This window comes from Pseudomonas sp. TE3-3-F2023, from assembly GCF_036784815.1.
In the GTDB taxonomy this organism is placed as follows: domain Bacteria; phylum Pseudomonadota; class Gammaproteobacteria; order Pseudomonadales; family Pseudomonadaceae; genus Aquipseudomonas; species Aquipseudomonas pudica.
The window spans coordinates 3,272,474-3,292,073 of the sequence record NZ_CP145113.1 but is presented as its reverse complement, the minus strand read 5'-3'; the positions used below and the strand labels follow the sequence as shown (position 1 = coordinate 3,292,073).

Annotated in this window: 20 protein-coding genes; 11 read left to right on the top strand and 9 right to left on the bottom strand. The window is 63.0% G+C overall.

What is annotated here, in order from left to right; translation table 11 throughout:
* Positions 1-26 precede the first annotated feature (26 nt).
* The 3 genes from V3314_RS14865 (at position 27) to V3314_RS14855 (ending at position 4,967) form a co-directional block, all read left to right on the top strand.
* Positions 27-881, top strand: coding sequence for a LysR family transcriptional regulator (locus V3314_RS14865; protein ID WP_046614380.1), 855 nt, complete (start codon positions 27-29; stop codon positions 879-881).
* Between the two features lie 181 nt (positions 882-1,062).
* Positions 1,063-4,215 carry a T6SS effector BTH_I2691 family protein gene (locus tag V3314_RS14860; protein ID WP_338459184.1) on the top strand — a complete coding sequence of 1,051 codons (3,153 nt, stop codon included), beginning with the start codon at positions 1,063-1,065 and terminating at the stop codon, positions 4,213-4,215.
* A gap of 197 nt (positions 4,216-4,412) precedes the next feature.
* Complete coding sequence (locus V3314_RS14855; protein ID WP_338459183.1) at positions 4,413-4,967, top strand: DUF6708 domain-containing protein; 555 nt, start codon at positions 4,413-4,415, stop codon at positions 4,965-4,967.
* Between the two features lie 25 nt (positions 4,968-4,992).
* Here the strand turns inward: V3314_RS14855 and V3314_RS14850 are convergent, their stop codons facing one another.
* From V3314_RS14850 to V3314_RS14840, 3 genes are all read right to left on the bottom strand, one after another.
* Entirely contained in the window at positions 4,993-5,886 is an 894-nt protein-coding gene (locus V3314_RS14850; RefSeq protein WP_135002320.1) for a DUF2950 domain-containing protein, read from the bottom strand.
* Positions 5,883-7,340: a DUF3300 domain-containing protein gene (locus V3314_RS14845; protein WP_135002321.1), complete on the bottom strand. Its 1,458-nt coding sequence runs from the start codon at positions 7,338-7,340 to the stop codon at positions 5,883-5,885. Before V3314_RS14845 ends, V3314_RS14850 begins: the two co-directional genes overlap by 4 nt.
* A gap of 233 nt (positions 7,341-7,573) precedes the next feature.
* Positions 7,574-8,233 (bottom strand): hypothetical protein, encoded by a 660-nt coding sequence (locus V3314_RS14840; RefSeq protein ID WP_153670844.1) that lies wholly within the window; start codon positions 8,231-8,233, stop codon positions 7,574-7,576.
* A 127-nt stretch (positions 8,234-8,360) separates the two neighbouring features.
* On the opposite strand from V3314_RS14840, the gene V3314_RS14835 reads away from it, so the two are divergent.
* Positions 8,361-8,612: a hypothetical protein gene (locus tag V3314_RS14835; RefSeq protein WP_046615364.1), complete on the top strand. Its 252-nt coding sequence runs from the start codon at positions 8,361-8,363 to the stop codon at positions 8,610-8,612.
* A gap of 81 nt (positions 8,613-8,693) precedes the next feature.
* On the top strand, positions 8,694-9,413 hold the full coding sequence (locus tag V3314_RS14830) for a TorF family putative porin (protein WP_108479887.1): 720 nt from the start codon (positions 8,694-8,696) through the stop codon (positions 9,411-9,413).
* Here the strand turns inward: V3314_RS14830 and V3314_RS14825 are convergent.
* On the bottom strand, positions 9,410-10,282 hold the full coding sequence (locus V3314_RS14825; protein WP_046615366.1) for a DMT family transporter: 873 nt from the start codon (positions 10,280-10,282) through the stop codon (positions 9,410-9,412). The genes V3314_RS14830 and V3314_RS14825 overlap by 4 nt on opposite strands.
* Before the next feature lie 102 nt (positions 10,283-10,384).
* A complete protein-coding gene (locus V3314_RS14820; protein WP_046615367.1) occupies positions 10,385-10,795 on the bottom strand; it encodes a RidA family protein in 411 nt (136 codons plus the stop codon).
* 211 nt (positions 10,796-11,006) lie between these two features.
* Between V3314_RS14820 and V3314_RS14815 the strand changes: the two genes are divergently transcribed.
* Entirely contained in the window at positions 11,007-11,330 is a 324-nt protein-coding gene (locus tag V3314_RS14815) for a hypothetical protein (RefSeq protein WP_085602161.1), read from the top strand.
* Between the two features lie 42 nt (positions 11,331-11,372).
* On the opposite strand, the gene V3314_RS14810 is transcribed toward V3314_RS14815, so the two are convergent.
* Positions 11,373-11,585 carry a PLDc N-terminal domain-containing protein gene (locus tag V3314_RS14810; protein WP_046615369.1) on the bottom strand — a complete coding sequence of 71 codons (213 nt, stop codon included), beginning with the start codon at positions 11,583-11,585 and terminating at the stop codon, positions 11,373-11,375.
* A 224-nt stretch (positions 11,586-11,809) separates the two neighbouring features.
* The gene (locus tag V3314_RS14805) at positions 11,810-12,280 is read right to left on the bottom strand and encodes an FAD/FMN-containing dehydrogenase (protein WP_338459180.1); all 471 of its coding nucleotides are present in this window, start codon (positions 12,278-12,280) and stop codon (positions 11,810-11,812) included.
* A gap of 159 nt (positions 12,281-12,439) precedes the next feature.
* On the opposite strand from V3314_RS14805, the gene V3314_RS14800 reads away from it, so the two are divergent.
* Positions 12,440-13,447 (top strand): GlxA family transcriptional regulator, encoded by a 1,008-nt coding sequence (locus V3314_RS14800; RefSeq protein WP_046615371.1) that lies wholly within the window; start codon positions 12,440-12,442, stop codon positions 13,445-13,447.
* Between the two features lie 148 nt (positions 13,448-13,595).
* Here the strand turns inward: V3314_RS14800 and V3314_RS14795 are convergent, their stop codons facing one another.
* The gene (locus tag V3314_RS14795; RefSeq protein WP_046615372.1) at positions 13,596-14,279 is read right to left on the bottom strand and encodes a TetR/AcrR family transcriptional regulator; all 684 of its coding nucleotides are present in this window, start codon (positions 14,277-14,279) and stop codon (positions 13,596-13,598) included.
* Between the two features lie 139 nt (positions 14,280-14,418).
* Complete coding sequence (locus tag V3314_RS14790) at positions 14,419-15,303, bottom strand: hypothetical protein (protein ID WP_338459179.1); 885 nt, start codon at positions 15,301-15,303, stop codon at positions 14,419-14,421.
* A gap of 198 nt (positions 15,304-15,501) precedes the next feature.
* On the opposite strand from V3314_RS14790, the gene V3314_RS14785 reads away from it, so the two are divergent.
* The 4 genes from V3314_RS14785 (at position 15,502) to V3314_RS14770 (ending at position 19,522) form a co-directional block, all read left to right on the top strand.
* Positions 15,502-16,482 (top strand): aliphatic sulfonate ABC transporter substrate-binding protein, encoded by a 981-nt coding sequence (locus tag V3314_RS14785; RefSeq protein ID WP_135002324.1) that lies wholly within the window; start codon positions 15,502-15,504, stop codon positions 16,480-16,482.
* Between the two features lie 16 nt (positions 16,483-16,498).
* A complete protein-coding gene (locus V3314_RS14780; protein WP_338459178.1) occupies positions 16,499-17,890 on the top strand; it encodes an LLM class flavin-dependent oxidoreductase in 1,392 nt (463 codons plus the stop codon).
* A gap of 106 nt (positions 17,891-17,996) precedes the next feature.
* Complete coding sequence (locus V3314_RS14775; RefSeq protein WP_013972924.1) at positions 17,997-18,833, top strand: bifunctional allantoicase/(S)-ureidoglycine aminohydrolase; 837 nt, start codon at positions 17,997-17,999, stop codon at positions 18,831-18,833.
* Positions 18,834-18,922: 89 nt separating this feature from the next.
* Positions 18,923-19,522 carry an START domain-containing protein gene (locus V3314_RS14770; protein WP_046615376.1) on the top strand — a complete coding sequence of 200 codons (600 nt, stop codon included), beginning with the start codon at positions 18,923-18,925 and terminating at the stop codon, positions 19,520-19,522.
* Positions 19,523-19,600 lie beyond the last annotated feature (78 nt).

The window sequence follows — 19,600 nt, the reverse complement described above, 5'->3', positions numbered from 1 at the left end:
TAGCTACCATCGATTTTATCAATACCATGCGCTACTCACCCGAAGCTCTGGTCGCCTTTGTCGAAGCTGCATCGCTGGGTTCGTTTTCCGCTGCGGCGCGCAAATTGCGCAAAAGCCAGTCGACCATCAGCATCGCCATCGCCAATTTCGAGGCCGATGTGGGTTGCCCGTTGTTCGAGCGTGGCGGCCGTCACCCCACGCTGAACGAGGCTGGGCGACAGGTGCTGAGCCATGTCGAGGCGATTCTCGATGCCAGCGCCCAGCTCGATGCCCTGGCGGTGCGGCTGGCTGAAAACGTCGAGGCACTGGTCTCGGTGGTGATGTCGGACAGCTACAGCGTGACGTTCCAGGGCGCGGTGATGGCCCGCTTCGCCCAGCACTACCCGCATACCGAGCTGCGCTGCGGCCCGTCGGAAGATGCCGACGTGATCGAGCTGATCCAGCAGGGCCTGGCACATGTCGGTATTCTCGCCACCCAGCCCAGCTACCCCGCTGACGTTGCCGTGGCACGCCTGCCCGAGCAGGCAGAGTTTGGTGTGTACGTGGCCAGCGGGCATCCGTTGGCGGCTTTGCCCCAGGTGCAGATGCAGCATCTGGAGAACGTCCGGCAGCTGTATATAAAGACCTATGCTCAAAGCTTGCACCAGGGGCGTGGCCAGGCCTGGTCGGCACCGGACTACCTCACCCTGCTGGAGTTCGCCGTGCGCGGGTTCGGCTGGGCCGAACTGCCCAGGGCACTGGTGGCACGCTTTGGCAGTGGGCTGGTGGAGCTGCAGGTGGCCGGGTACCCGCGACGGGTTGACATGGATGTGGCATGGTCGAGCCGGCGCGCGCTCGGGCCGGCGGGGCAGTGGCTGGTGCGGCAGATGTTGGGGCAATAGGCCTTTATCGCCTGCAAGATCCTGGGGCTGCTGCGCAGCCCGTCGCGACGCAAGGCCGCTGCTATAGGGGCACTAAAGCGAAAAATCCTACAACGTTTTAGGAAGCCCATTGCTCCCCCGCGAAGGCGTTCCTCGCTAGTGTTTTGGCCGTTGCGTCAAATCACTGGAAAAGGAACTCCTGATGAGCATCAGCAAAACCATCCACATCGCCATGCAGGAAGAAATCCCCAACACCTACGGCACCTGTAACGCCTGCGGACGCTCCGGCCTGCCAATTCTGCTGCTGCGCGAGGCCTACGCCCCGCGCCCGGATACAGGGCGCCCCTATCGCCTGGCAGACGATAGCGAAATCATCTTCCACCCGATGCACACCGACCAGTTGCGCCTCCTGCGCCAGGGTTATGTCTACGTACTGCTCGACCAGGAAATCTGGCAGGCCTACGAGGTAGCGGCGGAAGGTACCTTGCAGCGCTTTCCGGTGTCGCAGATGCCCTTGGGGCCACCCAGGTCGTTACCCAAGGTATGCGCCACCGAAGGCCACGATGTGATCGCCTCGTTCATCAACATCGATACCCTGCTCTACCGCAAGGCCTGGGTCGCCTTCGCCAACGACCCCTGGCCCCGTGCCGTACTCGACCGCTATCGGCAAGGCATCGTCGACAGTGACCCGGGCACCCTCGCCCGCTTCGTCGAGGTGGACCTGAACACCGCACGCAACGACCCTGCCAGCCTCGGCATCGCCATGACCGACAGCTTCCGCTTCGGCCTGGAACAGGTGCTGGAGTTCTCTACCTTCTCCTCTGCCAGGTTCACCAGCGTCCATGGCTTTTACAGCCGCCTGGGCCGCTGGCATGAAACCCGCACGCATGTGCGCAATGTCATTCAGCAGGAACAACTGCCCAATGGCCTGCTGGCGCTGACGCTGCCCGACCCGGTCGGCATGGTCATGGAGCTCAACGCGCAACGCACTGGCTGGGTGCAGGCCCTGCAGGAATGGCGGGCGCAACCGCAGCGGCACTTCGAGTACTTCACCTCGCAAGCACTACTGGGCATCCGCGAACTGCACGCTGCCATGGCTGCCGCGCAGGGTGCCGAGGACGCGCAGCGGCAAGCCCGGCAGGTCGAGCAGTGGAACGACAGCCCGATCGCGGCCAAGGCGTATCTGCCTCCGGTGGACATCGACGCGCAGACCGAACGCAACATCGCGCGCAAACAGCAGGACGCCCGCGAGCGGCTGGAAGAGCGTTACGACGAAAGCGCCCGCGCGGCGTTCCAGGCCGATTACGACCGCGAATTGAAAAACTGGCAGTCGATGATCGACCAGGTTGGCGATCTGTATGCGCGGCACTATGCCAAGCGGGCGTTTCAGCAGATCGGCTACTACGACTATGACGCGACCTCCCCTGTTTCGGTGGAGTACTTCATCCAGATGATGGCCGCCTGCCTGGCCGGCGGGCCCACTGAAACCTTGCCGCAGGAGGGTCAGCCGCTCGGGATTACCCAGCATATCTGGCAGCAGCTGCTGGAAGACGACCGCAGCCTGCTTTACCAGGCACTGCTGGCCAAGAATCAGAAGCTGATGCAGCAGGTGGCCAGCGCGCTGGCCGGGGATGACTTCGGCAAGGTGTACGACATCATCAAGGGCATCGCCGGCACCGCCGACGGGCAGCTGTTGATGATCAAGCCGATACAGGATGCCGTTGGCCAGTTGCTGGCCGCGACCAACAGCGCCGGGAATGCGCTCAGCCAGCACCTGAGTGAACGGACCAAGACCCTGATCGGCCATGTGCATCGCTCGGCGTTTGCCCTGTTTGCGGGGCAGCAGGTAACGCCGCTGCGGGTGTCGCTGACAGTGGGCGAATACATGAGCCTGCTCAACGAAGCCCTGGAGGCGCGGACCGATGCGTTTCTGCAGCAGGTAGACAAGCAGTTCCGTGACCCACTGGGCCGCAAGGTGCGGGCCATGGTGCTGAGTGGCGCGATCAATATTGCGGCAGCGGGTAACCGTAGCCAGATGATCGAGGTGATGCTCTGGACGTTGGAAAGTGCTGAAAGTTTACAGGCGCGGCTAGTTCAGTTGCGGGCAAGTGCCGTATCAGGGGCCACTACGCTGGCGCGTACTATTACTGTAGGTGCAAACGCCTTTCGGCTAAGTGCAGAGGCGGCTCGTAGCTTGGCAAGCGATACGACTAATAGTTTGCGGAGTGCTGTAACAAACCCGACAAGCGCCAGCCTGATGCTTGGGCTAGGCGGAATATGGTTCCATCAAGATAGCCTGCGCAAAAATTATCAGGCGCTACTTGAAACTGCCAACGTAGACCCGGAAGCGCTTGCCGCAATATGGTCTTCTTCCCTTGGTGTGCTGGGAGCAAGCGTAGAGAGTGTGGGGCTTACCGCACAGTTACTTCGCCCGGAAAAGCTGTGGCCAAACGCTATTAGCACCGTGAATTTAGGTGAGCGCATCGCTAAATTCGGTGGCGTCATAGCAGCACTCGCGGGGGCATCTGACGCAGCACAATATGCCTTCGCTGCGCGAAGGTCAGGTGACCAGGGGGACGTTGCGTCCGCCCAAACCTATGGCTATGCAAGCGCCATTGCCTTTGCCACGATCTTCCCGGCGGGCTATGCCGCCCTTGTCCCAGGCACATTACTAGGGCCGCTGGGAATCGCGATAATCTTGGGCTTGGCAGCATACGCATTGGCGACCAGGGCGAAGCAACAAGAATCATCCGCGACAGAACTATGGGCTCGACGTAGCAGATGGGGATTACCACCCGAACATCGGTATTGGGGTGAGGCAAAAAGTATTGATTTGGCTATTGGCGCTTTGAATGCCGCAGCGCTTGGCATGAGAGCCGAGGCCTCGATAAAAATTGGTTTCAAACAGGGGGAAATAGATTCAGTAATCAGTGACGGCAGCACGGTGGCAGCAGGCTTTGTACTGAACGCGTATATGAGCATGCCAAATTTCACGGTGGGTACTTCACATTATCAATGGAAGCTGGATTTGCATCGTACCGGGGGAAGCAAAGAAACCATCACCCTATCAGGAGACAGCACTAGATTAGTACTGCCGTCAAGCTCGGCACTGAGTGTTGCCGGCGTTTTTGCAGACGACATACTAGAAAGCCTACACAAAAGCGTCGACACAGAAAGCAGGACGCTGAACATCCAAGGGGCGTTCCCCTTGACAGATCATCACAACATTACCTCTCTGGAGTTAAGCCTGATTTATTGGCCTGATCCTGATAATGAGTCAGCTCGAGCACAGATAAGCATGGCAGAGAACAACATCAGATCTTTGGAGCACCTCAATTGGCCTCCCCATTACTAGTCCCTCCTTGCGCTGGCTGGAAGGAGGATCTGCCTGGCCCAGCCACTCCTCCAGCCGTTGACAGGAATTTGGGCAGGCAGATACCAAACCATCAAGATACGATTTACCTTGAAGTGCCTCGGTCCCCTATTTCACCTAGAGGTATCCTCTCGGCACTCTCCGTGCCTGCGGCCATATTTACGCTGCAGGTTCCTCACATGATCTTCAAAAGCTGGAGTATTGGCAGCATAGAGCTAGTCATCATTGGAATTCTTGTACTGCTCCTTGGCGTCTGGTGTACGTTTTTTGGATACCAAGTTGATATATGCCCCCCTCGCGACTTACCCATCAGGTTCAACCGTGCGCGCCAGAAAATCTACGCCTACAACTTCAAACGCCAATGGTGGAACCCCTTCGACAAAGGCAAGGTCGTGCCGGTCAGTTACGACTGGTCCCAAGTCCGCGCCGAGCGCTGGTCACAAACCGGCGCCCTGCCAAACGGTGGGGTCATTTTCAAATGGGGTGTCATGCTGTCCATCGTCGCGCCGGGCACGAACAACGTCATCGACCGTTTTCACCTGAGTACGATGGGTGCCGACCAGCATGCCTGGGCCTACATCTGCACCTACATGCAGGAAGGCCCCTCAGCCCTGCCACCACCTGGGGAACCCAAGGATCACAACGATGTGCTCTGGTGCGAGTTCGCCCTGCGCCTGGCACCCAAGGTGAGCTGGCCAGCTGATATGGACCTTGAATCGCGAACCGCACCTTGAACCGGCCACGGCGGGTGCGCCTCACTCAATCTCCCGCCGGCACATCCACCACCTTCCAGCTGTCATCCGGGTCGAAGCGTTTCATCTCCTTGGCCAGCTTGTCACCGTGCGGCCCGAGGTCTTTCTCGAACACCTCGCCGTCATGGCTGATCATGAAGCTCATCACCCCGCTGTCATCGTACCTGGCCGGCCAGGCAACCATGGCGAAGCCACGGCTCATCTGGTTGCCGATCAGGTAGCTGTAGGCACCGCCAGGGGCGGATGGGCCTTGTGCATCGAGGATGCGGAAGTGGTAGCCATACCAGGCATCGCCGACCACGTCCTGGCCGAACAGCGGGCCCAGCGGGCTGACCTGGCCATCGCCATCGTCATCCCAGTACAGCCCATCATGCTTGCCGGGCTCGCTGAATATCTTCTGCGCGTATTCCAGCGCACCGTTGCCGTTGTGGTCCTGGGTGGCGTAGTCCATCTGCGCGTCGTGGTAGGCCAGCAACGACTGCATGGCGCCCAGCTCGTTGCGGCCGATGCGCCTGGCGCGGATTTCGGCGCCGCCGGCCTTGAGGTCGAAACGCCAACCCTCGCCACCTTTGGTCAATGGTATGGGCAACGTCCAGTGATCACTGCCCACCGCGAGGATGGCCTTGTTCGCCCCCGACATATCGATGCTGTGCTGCTCGCGATACTGCTCAAGGAACGTGTCCACGTCACTGCGTTGCACACCGCCGCGCGGTATGTAGGTACGCCAGTCATCGCCCAGTAACCGGGCCAGGCGGTCTTCATCAGGTTTCTCCTCACCCAGCGCCGCAACGAAGGATTCCACAGCCTTTTCTGGTGTCGGGAAGGCGTCCTGCGCAGCGGCCAGGCTCGACCAGGCCAGACCCGCTGCGATTACCAGTGCCGCTATCGATTGACGGTTCATCGACGGCCACCTCCCCCGCGGCGTGCGGGCGCACTGGGCCGGGAAATCTGGTGCCCTGCGGCACGCGATGCGCTCGGGCGCTGGGCGAACGACTGGCTGGTGCGGCCACGCCTGGCCTGCGCGCTGGTGCGCGAGGGTGAACGCACGCCGTCGAAGGCATTGTTACGCGCCCGACCGGCGGTATTGGAAGGCCGGTTTTGCGCCAGCTGCCGCCCCTGGCCTTCGCCCTGCCTGCGCGGGCTCACCTGGTTGTTCTGCTGCCGAGCCTGGGTGTTGCGGGTTTCCTGTCGGCGGTCAGTTGCCCGCGGGTTGTCGCTACGAGGCTGCATGCGGTTGCCGACCGAATTGCCCGCCTGCGCCTCGCGCATCTGCTGGCGTGCCTGGCGGTTGCTGGTGGCCGGCCGTTCGATGCCGGCCCGGTCCATCGACGCCCTGGCCTTGTCCCGCGCCTGGGCGCGCTGGGCGTCATCGCCGCGGAAGGCAGTACGCTGGGTGGCACCGTCAAGCTGGCGACCGTACTGCTGGCGGCTGCGAGAGTCGCGGTACGGCACGCCGTCGCGGTTGGCGGCGTTGTGCTGCCATTTGTTCTGGTTGTTGGTGATGCGATTGTTGGCGTTGATGTTGTTGTAGCGATTTACGTCGATGTCGATGTCGTTGTTGCCCCAGTCACAGTCACCCCACAGCGAGGCGACGATTGCCACACCGGTACCGAAGGCCAGGCCCGCCACCAGCGCGGAGCCGGGGTAGTACATGGGCGGTGGCGGGTAGTACGCCGGCGGCGATGCCGGGTAGGCCCAGGTGCCGTAGGTGGTGGTCGGGTTGTAGGTGGGTACGTACACCACTTGCGGGTCGGACGGCTCGATGATGATGGTGGTGGGCGGGCTGCTGGTCGTAACGGCCTGCGCGCTTTTACCGCTGGAGGCCGGTGCCGGTGCTGTCTGCACGGTCACGCTCTGGTACTGGTTGCTCTGCAGGTTACCGGCGGCCTGGGCCTGGTGGCGCAGGCGCTGCACGCCGCCCATGACATCGTCGGGCTGCGCGAGGAAGGCGTCGCCCAGGCGCTGCACCCAGACCGGGTCCTGCCCCAGAGTCGCCAGCACCTGCGGGAAGGCCACCAGCGCTTGTACGCTTGGGTCCCAAGGCTGGTTCGCCACCTTTTTGACCGCATCGTCACCGGTGGCCTTGGGGTTGGCCTTGGACCAGGTCACCGCTTCGCTCACCTGCCCCGGATAAGTCGAAGCCATCAGTACCTGGGCCAGCAGCGCATCGGGGTACAGTGCGATGGGCGCGAGCATCTGGTCCAGTTGCTCCTGGGTGAACACCGGGTCCTTGGTCGCGACCGTGTCGGCTTGTGGTGCCGGGTCCGGAGCCGGTACATCTTCTGCCAGCACCAGGCCGGGCGGGGCGCTCAGATACAGGATTACCGACAGGACCGCTGACAATGGGATGCGCATCGCTTCTCTCCATGAGGTCAGACCGCGTGGATTAAGGGTAGCAATGGCGATGCTTTTGGCCAGATGCGTGGGTGCAAACTTTTCGCGCTCTAAAGGTAAGGGTGGTTGCTGCTTTTGAAGCTATCTCAGGGCTGGGTTGAGATCTGTAATTGAGGCTGCCGACAGGACAAACGCCACACCAAGCAACAAGGCCGTGAACGCGCCCGCGACATCAAATACTGAGCGGTTGATGCTCAGCCGCCCAGGGCGATGATCGCCAGGATCAGTGACACCCCGACAACCGCCAGGACCACGCCGGTCAACAGGGTGCGACCACCGGAATAGCGTGCCAGCAGCCAGCCCGCCAGGAACAGCATGGCCAGGGCGACCAGGTTCGATACACGGATGGCCGTACCGGTGGTGTCGATCAGCAGGAACGGAATGACCAACGGGAAGGTTGCCAGTACCACCAGCAGGAACGTGGCCAGGGCCGCCATGAAATCATCCAGACCCAGGCGTGCCGGCAGCGGGCGCCCAGCATCACGCAGCATCCGTCCGCGCAGCATCTCCAGCCCGTCTTCATCCAGTGCCAGGCCGATGCGCTCTGGCAGCGCATCGGCAATCAGCCTGCGCCCCTGGGTAATATCGCTGGCTTGCAGGCGGGCCAGCAAGGTCCGGCTGCGGGTGCGTTCGGTCCAGGTGCGCAGCAGATAGATGACCGCGTCGGCCAGGCCCCAAGCCAGGTTGCAGCCGAGCGCCGCAATCAGCATCAACCGGGCGTCTTCGCGCCCTGCCGTGGCCACGCTCAGCGAGCCGATGAAGGTCATCGCCATCAACAGGCCGAAGATGACTTCGGTGATCCGGTCGATCGGTTGCAGCACGCCCCGTTTACGCGGTTGCTCGTCTTGCCCCATCGCACCCTCCGGTTCTCTGGAACCATCGATAGTCACTATCGAGACTGGCAATTTCTACCGAACGACATGGCCGAATAACCTAGCTCCATCGACTCGCCGCCCGCCCTCTGGCCCCTGGAGCTACCTGATGAACACCTTGGCCCGCCTGCTGTCCACCACCCTTGCCGTTCTTGCCATCGCGATCGTCAGCGGCTGTGCCAGCCACCCCGAACTGCGCCCCTACACCGTCGAAGAAACCCGTCAACTGCAACTGGAAGCCTTGCAACGCCGTGGCCTGTCGCTGGACGACTACGAGCAGCAACGGCGGGTAATCCAGCGTGCCGGCAACCTGCCCGTGGTGACCGAAGCTGCAGATGCCGACCGTTCGACCAAAGGCTGAGTGGGCCACCCAGAGGTTCCCTCCCGTTACCTGCACAGGTATGCTCTACCGCTCAACCGCAAGCCTTCCAGGACGGAGACCATGACCAGGCCCCTTCTGTTGCTGGGTGCTGCACTGCTGTTCAGCCCCGGGCTGCTGGCCCAACAGATCAAACGCGAACTGGGCGACTTCGACTTCACGCTCGGCACCACACCCTCACGCAGCATGGCCCAGGGGCTGATTTCGCCCAGCGCCATCGGTGCGTTCCACGGCGGCCTCGACTTCAGCCACCCCAGTGGCTGGTACCTCGGCCAGTACGCCCCGAGCATGGGCGTGACGCCCGACTCCACCCTGCGGCTGGATAGTTACCTGGGCTACAAGCACCAGTTCGACAGCAGCCTGGGCTACGAGGTGGGATTGATCCATTATAGTCAGCCAAACATCGCAGGCCCCGACAGCTATGCCCTGTACGGCGGTGTTTCGGTGCTGGGCAGCCGTTTCGGTGGCGCGCTGCGCAACAACCCCGACAACCGCACCGGCACGCTGTTCGCAGACTTCGGCCAACTACCGCTGTTTGACGTCGACCTGAGCGTCAAGCTTGCCCATCACCGTCTGGGTACGCCATTCACCATTGGTGATGGCAGCCAGGTGAATGCCTTTTCCGATTGGTCACTGGAGCTGTCCCGGCCCTGGCTCGGCATCGACCTGAACCTGGTCTACAGCAACTCCAACCTCAGTGGTGGCGGGTGTGATGCGTACTCGGGCATCAACACCTACTGCGACAGCATGGTCACGCTCAAGGCGCAACGCAGTTTCTTTTAACGCCGCGACGTCAGCGCCAGGGCGATACCGCCCAGCACCACCACGCACGCCACCAGCAAGCGCAACGACAATGGCTCGCCGATCAGGCCAACACCACCCAACGCCGCAATCACCGGGACGCTCAGTTGCATGGTCGCCGCCTGCTGCGCGCTGACTTGCCTGACCACGCCGTACCAAACGGCATAGCCTGCTCCCGACGCCAGCACTCCGGAACCCAGCGCATACAGCAAGCCGAGCGGGCTCAGGTGCAAGCCGGCGCCCAGCAACAGCATCGGCACCAGCAGCACCAGGCATGCCAGGCTCCGGGCGAAATTGCCAGCGGTGTCGGCCAGCGGCCTGGGTGAGCCTTTGCCCAGCAGCGTGTAAACGCCCCAGGCCACGCCGGACAGGGCCATCACAAAGGCACTGGCGAGGGGTGGTGCCGCGGTACCGGGCAACAGCAGCACCAGCAGGCCGGCGAAGGCGATCAGCATGCCCAGCAGCATCCGCGCGGTGATGGGTTCGCCTTTGTACCAGGCGAAGCCGAACATGGTGATCTGCACCGCGCCGAACAGCAGCAACGCACCCGCGCCTGCGCCCAGTTGCAGGTATGCCGCAGAAAACAGAAATGCGTAGAGAAACAGTGCCAGGCCGCCGCGCCAGCTACCCCCCATGGCAAGCGCTGGTTTGCGCAGGCGGATCAACAGCAACAGGAACAGTGCACCACTGGCCAGGCGCACCATGGTGAAAGATGCCGGGTCGATAGCCCCTTCCTTCAGCGCGAGCCGGCAGAACACCGAGTTAGCAGCGAAGGCCATCAGGCTGAACAGTGCTAGCCAGGCCCAGCTTCGGGCCTTGCGGTCGGCGAGCGTGGTGGTGCCGGTGCTCATGGTGTGGTCACCTCTGAGATCAATTGTTGTTATAGCGGCCATGCTGCCAGCACCGGTATACAATAGAGTGTTTATCTGGCGCCACCACCGAATCGCCCGGCTCTATACCGCAGCCATCGCCTCGATTTCTACCAGCATGCCATCGAGCGCCAGCCGGGGTACCGGGATCAGCGTGCAGGTCGGCTTCATGCAGGGGCCCCAGGCCCTGTCAGCCTCGGCTACCCACTCACGCAGGCGCGTTTCGGAATGCCCGACGATCAGCAGGGTCAGCTTGAACACATGGGCCAGGCTGGCGCCTTTCGACGCCAGGGCAATCTCCAGGTTGGCCAGTGCCTGACGCGCCTGCTCGGCGAACTGGGACGACAGCTGCCCGTTGCGGCCTTCCCCGCCCTGGCCGGCGATGAACAGCAGGCGGCTGTCGGCACGAACCTCGGCGACATGGGAATAGGCATTGCCGCTGGGGTCGTACAGACCTTCGGGATTGCTCAGCTGAAACGCGGTTGAATGGCTCACGGTAAGCCCTCGATCAATGGGAAGTGGGACGAAGTATCGAACCTTGAGTTAACTCGAGGTCAAGCATGCATCGTGAAAGCGGGCTTGCCTGCGTAGGACGTTTCGCACAGCACGCTGGCTTTGTGGAACCACACGTTCGTATGCGCGGTGACCGCCAGGCGCTAGATTGCAGGGCCCGGCACGGAGGCCTGTACGTATGAAGGATAAAGCGATGAGCAAAAATCATTTTCAGCTGGCTTACACCATCAAGCCAAAAAACGCACGAGATGAAGACGATGCGGCAAAGGCGCGCCTGCACCTGCGCGAGAAAATTGGGCTGGACACCGTTGAACACATAGAGACCACCTTGCTCGGGGTCATCACGCTCAACAGCACCACACTCGCAGACCGCAGGCGCGACGCCGAAAAGCTGCTTCACGATTACATTCATGAAGCGCTCAAGGATCTTAGTGTGCTGTCGACCGTGAAGTTCTACGGCTGCCTGATGGTGGACGGGCTGGGGTCCGCCATTCGCTTCGAAATCCTGCCCAAGTGAACACCGACGGCCCCAGGCGCCCCGCGCCTGAGGCCGTTTCCATCATTTTTCCTGCAGTACCGCCCTGCCCTTCACCGCCCTAGGCCCGCGCCAGGCCCAGAACAGCAAGCCGGGGAATGGCGCGTAGACCACGAAGACGATCCACAGCATCTTGCGCTCGGCGCGCCGGTCACTGCCGATGATGTGCCAGATGGCCCAGATTTCCAGCATGATCACAAAGGCCGCGATGATGATCCAGATCGTTCCGATTTCCATGAGCGCTCTCCCATTTGGCATGTAAAGGGTTGGGTTGCACAAGCGGCCCAGGGTTCAGATTGATTTGGCTGGCGGCATGGCACCGCGGCCCTTTGTAGGAGCGGCCTTGTGTCGCGATGGGCTGCGCAGCAGCCCCAGGATTTTTGCCCTACAAAGGACCGCAGGGGGCTGCTGCGCAGCGCATCGCGACACAAGGCCGCTCCTACAAGGTGCAGTGACAGCTCTCAATGCCGCGGTGCAGTCTCCAGCGCCGCCTTCAACGCCGGCGCATCGGCAAATGCACGCTGGCTCACCAGCTTACCTTGCTCCAGTTGCAACCACTGCACCTGGCCATCCTGCCCGGGATAACGGCTGGCCACCCGCCCGTCGCGGTCGAGCAGAACCCGGTAGTTGTAATCGCGCATGGCGGGGATGGCGAACAGCTTGCTGATCAGCGCTGGCATGCGCTGGATGTCGGCAACGAACACCGCATCGCGCGCCTCCAGATAACCCTCGGGCTGGTCGGCCAGCGCCGCCTTCACCAGCTTGGCACCGTCCATGTCGCGCGCCACCAGCAGGATGTGCGTACCGATGTCGAGGCTGTAGGCGTGGTCGTGCTGGTCGAGCAGCGTCCACGGGGCGAGCTTGTCGCCCGGTTCGAGGGCATTGGCCAGCAACGGCAACAGGCAAAGCAGCAGGGCAAAAGCGGATTTCATCAAAGGCATCCTCAGTGACGGGACATCAGCATAGCGCCAACGGCCACATCAGGCAGGTTGCCTGAATACGACCTGGAATACGACACGGCCACCCGGGAGATTGTCTTTCCCCAGGCCAGCCGCCACACTCTCCAGGCCAGCCAGGAAGCGGAGTCCAGAGTGCCCACGCCACGCCAGTTCAGCAAGAAGACCAGCACCAGCAACATGCTGCGGCTGAAGTCCGCCAGCGCCAATGCCCAGGCCCCCTATCGAGTCGATTTCGTATTGCTCGAACACTTCTCGATGGCCAGCTTCACCGTGGCCATGGACGTGCTGGTCACGGCCAACCTGCTGCGCGCCGACAGCTTCCAGTTCACCCCATTGTCGCTGGAAGGCGACCGCGTGCTCAGCGACCTGGGGCTGGAGCTGGTGGCCACAGAGTTATCCGCCGAAGCGCTGAAGGAGCTGGACCTGCTGGTGATCTGCGGCGGCCTGCGCACGCCATTGAAGTACCCTGAGCTTGACCGCCTGCTGGGCGATTGCGCGGCCCACGGCATGGCCCTGGGCGGGCTGTGGAACGGCGCCTGGTTCCTCGGCCGCGCCGGGGTGCTGGACGACTATGGCTGCAGTATCCACCCCGAACAGCGCGCCAGCCTGTCCGAGCGCAGCCCGCAGACGCGGATTACCCCGGCCAGCTTCACCCTCGACCGCGACCGCCTCAGCGCTGCCAGCCCCAATGGCGCCATGGAGCTGATGCTCGGCCTGGTGCGCCGGCTGTATGGCGACGGCCTGGCCGAAGGCGTCGAGGAAATCCTGTCGTTCTCCGGCGCCCGCTACCGCCAGGTCGGCCCGGGCGCGAAGAAGTCCATGAGCCTGCACCTGCGTACCATCGTCGAGCTGATGGAGAACAACCTCGAGGAAACCCTCAGCCTCGACCAGCTGGCCGCCTACAGCGGGCGCTCGCGCCGCCAGATCGACCGCCTGTTCCAGGCCCAGCTTGGCACTTCGCCGCGGCGTTACTACATGGAGCTGCGCATCACCAAGAGCCGGCGCCTGTTGCAGTATTCCGACCTGTCGGTGATGGAAGTGGCAGTGGCTTGCGGGTTTGTTTCGGTGTCGCATTTCAGCAAATGCTATGCGGCTTACTTTGGCTACCCGCCGTCGCGTGAGCAGCGGTTGGGCGAGTGAGCATCAAGGCTTCATCGATGTGTCGCCTGGGCCGGCCCTTTCGCGGGTAAACCCGCTCCCACAAGTACTGTGCAAATCTTTGGGACAGCAGTGATCCTGTGGGAGCGGGTTTACACGCGAAGAAGCAAGCCCAGGCACTGGAAAACCTTCAGGGGCGATGCTCGATCTGGATGTACCGCAACACCGCATCACAGATCATGGCCTTGTGACGCAGCTTGACCTGCTCATCGGACAGGTCGATCTGGAAGATCTCGCCAAAGGTGTGGCGGTTCGACACCCGATAGAAGCAGAACGAGCTCATCAGCATGTGCAGGTCGATGACCTCGATGCCGGCGCGGAACACACCTTCCTGCACCCCACGACGCAAGGTGTTGCCCAGGGCCTCGAGCACCAGGCTGCTCATTTCGCGAATCGCCGGTGACTGCTTGACGTACTCGCCGTAGTGGATGTTTTCGGTGCAGATGATCCGCACGAAATCGACGTTGCGGTCGTGGTGATCGAAGGTGAACTCCACCAGCCGGCGGATCGCTTGCTCGGCCGGCAGCGACTCCAGCTCCAGGCTTTGCTCGGTCTTGCGGATGTCGCCGTACAGTTTGATAAGGCACTCGCAGTAAAGCTGCTCCTTGCTGCCGAAGTAGTAATAGATCATGCGCTTGGAGGTGGCGGTGCGCTCGGCGATGGCGTCGACACGGGCACCTGCCAGCCCTTGCTGGACGAACTCGTTGATGGCGGCCTGAAGGATGTCCTCGCGCGTTTTCTCGGGGTTGTTCTTGCGCGTCTTGCGCCCCCCTTCGGTTTCAGGCTGGCCGAGGCCGACTACGGAATCACTCATACCCACTCACAGGCTGTTTATTGGAATGGGGGGATTATCCGCGAGCGCGCCCATGCAGGGAAGCGCGCTGTTGGTCGTGTAGCCATCACCCACCGCTGCTGCCCACCCACAAACTGCGCCTGCCCAGCCAGGCGCAGGGTCAATCGCGCTGGGCGGTATTGCGCTCCAGCGGCGGCGTCAGGTGCAGCACACGGTTGCGCCCGCCTTCGGCCAGCAGGTAGCCGCCCTTGCCATCGGCGACGATCGACTGCGGCGCCTTGAGGAACGACAGCACGGTCTGCCACGCGCCATCGGCGCCGATGCGCAGCAGCCGGGCACGGTGGGTGTTGTCTTCGCTGATCCACAGGCCGCGCTGGTCACAGAACAGGAACGTCGGGTTGCGCAGGCCATCGACCACCACCGGGTCCCGGCCATCGTCGGACAGGGCACGGACCTTGCCGCTTGCCTTTTCGGTATACAGCAAACGCCCGTCGCTGCAGCGGGTCAGGCCTTCGGTTTCGGTGAGGCCGGAGCGCAGCACATCGAGCTGGCCGCTGCGCCAGTCATAACGCATCAAACGGCCATCGCCCTTGCGGTCCTCGATGGCGTAAAGGTGCTCTCCGTCGTTCCACAGGCCCTGCACGCTCTGGCCGTCGAACAGCCGCGTGACCTGGCCATCGCGGGCCAGGCTGACCGGGGCAAACCCGCCTTCCTGACTGAACACCCAGCCTCCCTGCGCAGCCACCATACCGTCGGGCTTGGACAGGTTGTCGATGACCACCACCCGATCGCCCTGGGCGGTGATCCTGAGGATGCTGCCACGGCCGTCGTCCAGCTCGCGGCTGACCAACAGGCTGCCATCGGCTTGCGGCAACAGAGATGCGGCCTTGGTCACGTCGCGGTGCAACACCTCGACGCCCCAGCCGGAGGCAGCCTGCACCGGGTAGAAACTCTGCCAGGCAAAGAAGCCCAGGGTGGCCGTGAGCAGGCCGGCGCTGGCGGCCAGGGCCATGCGAGTGCTGCGCTTGCGCAGGAAGTGCGACATGTAGGGCTCCTCGGAAATGCCGGCGGAGCCTAGCAAGCGAATGTGAAAAAAATGTCGAAATGGACCATTCATCACAAAACAAAAGGATATAAAAATAACAAAACGTTCTAACAAATTGGAATATTGAAATTGAAAGCCAAACGCCACCTCCTTAGTCTGGGCACACCGCTTCCCTTCCAATATCAAGGAGCAATGCCCATGCCCGCCCGTGCCTTCTCCCCCTTGCGCCGCCTGTTGATCGGCGGCTTGCTGGCCAGTGTCGCCAGTACCCTGTTGCCCTGGTCCCAGGCCCTTGCCGACGAGGCCAGGACCCTGCGCATCGGTTATCAGAAGTTCAACAGCATCAACATCCTCAAGGGCAGCGGCGCCCTGGAGAAGGCCTTGGCGCCGCAAGGCGTGAAAGTCAGCTGGCACGAGTTCGCCGCCGGTCCGCAGCTGCTAGAAGCCTTGAGTACCGGCGCCATCGACCTCGGCCATGCCGCCGACGCACCCTCGGTGTTCGCCCAGGCCGCAGGCAAGCCGGTGGTTTACCTGGCCGCCGAGCAACCCTACCCACGCGGCATCGGCCTGGTGGTGCGCGAGCAGGACCACCTGACCAGCGTGCAAGACCTCAAGGGCAAGCGCGTGGCCACCGGCCGCGGCTGGAACGCCCAGTACCTGCTGGCCGTTGCCCTGGAACAGGCCGGCCTCAGCTACCAGGACATCACCCCGGCCTACGTCAACAACGCCGCCGATGCCGTGGCAGCCCTGCAATCGGGCAGCGTCCAGGCCGTGACCCTTTGGGACCCGTTCCTTGCCGCGGCAGAGAGCCAGCCGGGCCTGAAGAACCTGCGCGACGGCAGCGGTCTGTCCAACAACCGCACCTTCTATCTGTCCACCGCCAGCTTCGCCGACCAGCATCGCGCCTTGCTGAAGACCTTCTTCGTCGAACTGGGCAAAGTCAGCCAGTGGGCCAATGCCAAGCCTGCGGAAGTCGCCGCATTGCTGGCCCCGCAACTGGGGATCAACGCCAACGTGCTGCAAGTGGCCAGCGAGCGGCGCAACTACAATGCCGTGGCCATCACCCCGCAGATCGTTGCCGAGCAACAGAAGCTGGCCGATACCTTCCAGGGCCTGGGCCTGATTCCACGCAAGCTGCAGGTGGCCGACGCGGTCTACCCGGCTTCCGTGCTGCCTTGAGCGGAGCGCGCCCACCATGCCCCGCCCGATCCGCTTCAACGCCTTCAGCATGAATGCCGCCAGCCACCAGTCCCCCGGTCTGTGGCGCCATCCGCGCAACACCAGCGTGGCCTTCAACCACCTGAGCTATTGGACCGACCTGGCCCGACTGCTCGAACGCGGCCTGTTCGACGCCCTGTTCATCGCCGATGTACTGGGCATCTACGACGTTTACCAGGGCGGCCCCGAAGCCGCCCTGCGTGGTGGCGTGCAGGTGCCGGTCAACGACCCGCTGCTGCTGGTGCCGGCCATGGCCGGGGTGACCGAGCACCTGGGCTTCGGCGTCACCTTCTCGCTCACCTACGAACACCCCTATCCCTTCGCCCGGCGCATGTCCACGCTCGACCACCTGAGCAATGGCCGGGTCGGCTGGAACATCGTCACCGGCTACCTCGACAGCGCCGCGCGCAACCTGGGCCTGGCGCGCCAGCTGGGCCACGACCAGCGCTATGACCTGGCCGAGGAATACCTGCAGGTGCTGTACAAGCTATGGGAAAAAAGCTGGGACGACGATGCGGTGGTGCTGGAGCGTGACAGCGGGCGCTACATCGAACCCGCCAAGGTGCACCCTATCAGCCATTTGGGCGAGCACTTCCAGGTGCCAGGCATGCACCTGTGCCAACCTTCGCCCCAACGCACGCCGGTGCTGTTCCAGGCCGGTGCTTCGGCGCGCGGCCAGCAGTTCGCGGCGCGGCACGCCGAATGCGTGTTCATCAGCGGGCCGACGCCCACGGTCCTGCGCCGCTACGCCGACGGCATCCGCCAGGCCAGCGAGGTCGCCGGGCGTGGCCGTGAAGAAGTGCTGATCTATGCCCAGGCGCTGTTGATCGTTGCCCCCACCCGGGAGGAGGCCGAGGCACGCTTCGCCGAATACCGCCGTTATGTCGACCTGGACGCCGCCCTGGCGCTGTTGTCAGGCTGGACCGGCATCGACTTTGCCGGCCTCGACCCCGATGCGCCCATCGAATACGTCGAAAACGATGCCGGCCGCGCAGCCCTGGCCGCCTTCACCGCCGCCGACCCGAACCGCAGCTGGACCGTGCGCGAGGCTGCCGAGTTCGTTGGCCTGGGCGGCCGTGGCCCGGTACTGGTGGGTACTGCCAGCGAAGTCGCCGACCAACTGGAAAGCTGGCTGGACCAGACCGGCATCGATGGCTTCAACCTGACCTACGCAGTGCAACCGGACGACCTGGCCCACGTGGTCGAGCTGCTGGTGCCCGAGCTGCAACGCCGTGGGCGCTACCCGTTGAGCTATGCCGAAGGCACCTTGCGTCACAAGCTGTTCGGCCAGGGCGACCGCTTGCCGGAAGGGCACGCTGGCCGGCAGGTTCGCATTCAGCCGACAAATACCGGGTATTCCAACATTTAATTTGTGGATGGCACACACTCGACCCTATTCTGTCGCCACATCCCCTGCGCCGCACCGGCCGGTGCGGTTCACGGCATGGGGAGAGAACAACAAGTCGAGATCGTCCATGTCGAACCATTCGTACTTCGCCCCCCACGGTGGGCACCCGGCTCAGACCGAGCTGCTGACTGACCGTGCCATGTTCACCGAAGCCTATGCCGTCATCCCCAAGGGCGTGATGCGTGACATCGTCACCAGCCACCTGCCGTTCTGGGACAAGATGCGCATGTGGGTCATCGCCCGCCCGCTGACCGGTTTTGCCGAAACCTTCTCCCAGTACATCGTCGAAGTGGCCCCGGAAGGCGGCAGCGAGCGCCCTGAGCTGGACCCGAACGCCGAAGCCGTGGTGTTCATCGTCGAAGGCGAACTGGACATCACCGTCGAAGGCAAGCACCACACCCTGGTACCGGGCGGCTACGCCTTCCTGGCCCCGGGCGCCGAGTGGAGCCTGCGCAACAACAGCAAGTCCAACGTCACCTTCCACTGGCTGCGCAAGCACTACCAGAAGGTCGAAGGCCTGGACGTTCCCGAGTCGTTCGTCACCCACCGTGACAACGCCACCGTCATCGAAATGCCGGGCACCGAAGGCCGCTGGGTCACCACCCGCTTCGTCGACATGGCCGACATGCGCCACGACATGCACGTGAACATCGTCACCTTCCAGCCGGGCGGCGTGATCCCGTTCGCCGAGACCCACGTGATGGAACACGGCCTGTACGTGCTGGAAGGCAAGGCGGTGTACCGCCTGAACCAGGACTGGGTCGAAGTGGAAGCCGGCGACTTCATGTGGCTGCGCGCCTTCTGCCCGCAAGCCTGCTACGCCGGCGGCCCAGGCAAGTTCAGCTACCTGCTGTACAAGGACGTGAACCGTCATGTGCACCTGACGCTGAACCCCAAGCGTTAAGCCCAGGCTGATGCCCGCAAGCCCGCCAACCTGGCGGGCTTTCTGTTTGCCGCGCATACTGAAACACCCACCCCCGCGCGGTACCAGCCATGAACCGCTGCCTGCTGCTCGCCGCCCTGCTGCTCTGCCCCCCCACCCCAGCCGCCGATGACTGGAACCTGGCCTACGACCGCGAAGGCATCCGCGTTTACCTGAGCGCCACCCCCGACTCGCCCTACCAGCAATTCCGTGGTGTCAGCACCATGAAAGCCAGCGTTCGCACGCTCACCGACCTGCAGGAGAACCTTCGGGTAGCCTGCAAGTGGCTGTATGCCTGCGCCGAAATGCGCCTGCTGGATGTGCAGGGCGAAAACACCTGGGTGTACCTGACCACCAACCTGCCGTGGCCGACCATGCCGCGGGACATCGTGCTGAAGGTCACCACCGAACGCCTGGACGACGGCACGCTGCTGCGCCACCTCAGCGCCGAGCCAGGCAGGATACCCAAGGTAAAGGGGCTGATCCGCGTGCAGCACCTCAGCGGTGAGTGGCGGATGAAACCGCTGGGTGAGCGCGAGACCGAGGTGATCTACCAACTGCAGGCCGACCCGGCGGGCGATGTGCCGGGGTGGCTGGCCAACCGATTTGTGGTGGATGCGCCAGTGGTGACGTTGCGGACATTGCGGGCGGTGGCCGAGCGCCAGCCTTGAAATGCACGTACGGCTCTATCGCCGACAAGCCAGGCCCCCATTCCGATCGCGCCGTTCTCAAGGCCAAGAACTGATTTG

Coding starts and splice junctions, on each gene's coding strand:
- V3314_RS14830 (WP_108479887.1), top strand. CDS start 8,694: ATGACCAGGCCCCTTCTGTTGCTGGGTGCTGCACTGCTGTTCAGCCCC.
- V3314_RS14815 (WP_085602161.1), top strand. CDS start 11,007: ATGAGCAAAAATCATTTTCAGCTGGCTTACACCATCAAGCCAAAAAAC.
- V3314_RS14790 (WP_338459179.1), bottom strand. CDS start 15,303: ATGTCGCACTTCCTGCGCAAGCGCAGCACTCGCATGGCCCTGGCCGCC.
- V3314_RS14840 (WP_153670844.1), bottom strand. CDS start 8,233: ATGGGGCAAGACGAGCAACCGCGTAAACGGGGCGTGCTGCAACCGATC.
- V3314_RS14785 (WP_135002324.1), top strand. CDS start 15,502: ATGCCCGCCCGTGCCTTCTCCCCCTTGCGCCGCCTGTTGATCGGCGGC.
- V3314_RS14770 (WP_046615376.1), top strand. CDS start 18,923: ATGAACCGCTGCCTGCTGCTCGCCGCCCTGCTGCTCTGCCCCCCCACC.
- V3314_RS14845 (WP_135002321.1), bottom strand. CDS start 7,340: ATGCGCATCCCATTGTCAGCGGTCCTGTCGGTAATCCTGTATCTGAGC.
- V3314_RS14865 (WP_046614380.1), top strand. CDS start 27: ATGCGCTACTCACCCGAAGCTCTGGTCGCCTTTGTCGAAGCTGCATCG.
- V3314_RS14835 (WP_046615364.1), top strand. CDS start 8,361: ATGAACACCTTGGCCCGCCTGCTGTCCACCACCCTTGCCGTTCTTGCC.
- V3314_RS14810 (WP_046615369.1), bottom strand. CDS start 11,585: ATGGAAATCGGAACGATCTGGATCATCATCGCGGCCTTTGTGATCATG.
- V3314_RS14825 (WP_046615366.1), bottom strand. CDS start 10,282: ATGAGCACCGGCACCACCACGCTCGCCGACCGCAAGGCCCGAAGCTGG.
- V3314_RS14850 (WP_135002320.1), bottom strand. CDS start 5,886: ATGAACCGTCAATCGATAGCGGCACTGGTAATCGCAGCGGGTCTGGCC.
- V3314_RS14855 (WP_338459183.1), top strand. CDS start 4,413: ATGATCTTCAAAAGCTGGAGTATTGGCAGCATAGAGCTAGTCATCATT.
- V3314_RS14775 (WP_013972924.1), top strand. CDS start 17,997: ATGTCGAACCATTCGTACTTCGCCCCCCACGGTGGGCACCCGGCTCAG.
- V3314_RS14805 (WP_338459180.1), bottom strand. CDS start 12,280: ATGAAATCCGCTTTTGCCCTGCTGCTTTGCCTGTTGCCGTTGCTGGCC.
- V3314_RS14795 (WP_046615372.1), bottom strand. CDS start 14,279: ATGAGTGATTCCGTAGTCGGCCTCGGCCAGCCTGAAACCGAAGGGGGG.
- V3314_RS14780 (WP_338459178.1), top strand. CDS start 16,499: ATGCCCCGCCCGATCCGCTTCAACGCCTTCAGCATGAATGCCGCCAGC.
- V3314_RS14860 (WP_338459184.1), top strand. CDS start 1,063: ATGAGCATCAGCAAAACCATCCACATCGCCATGCAGGAAGAAATCCCC.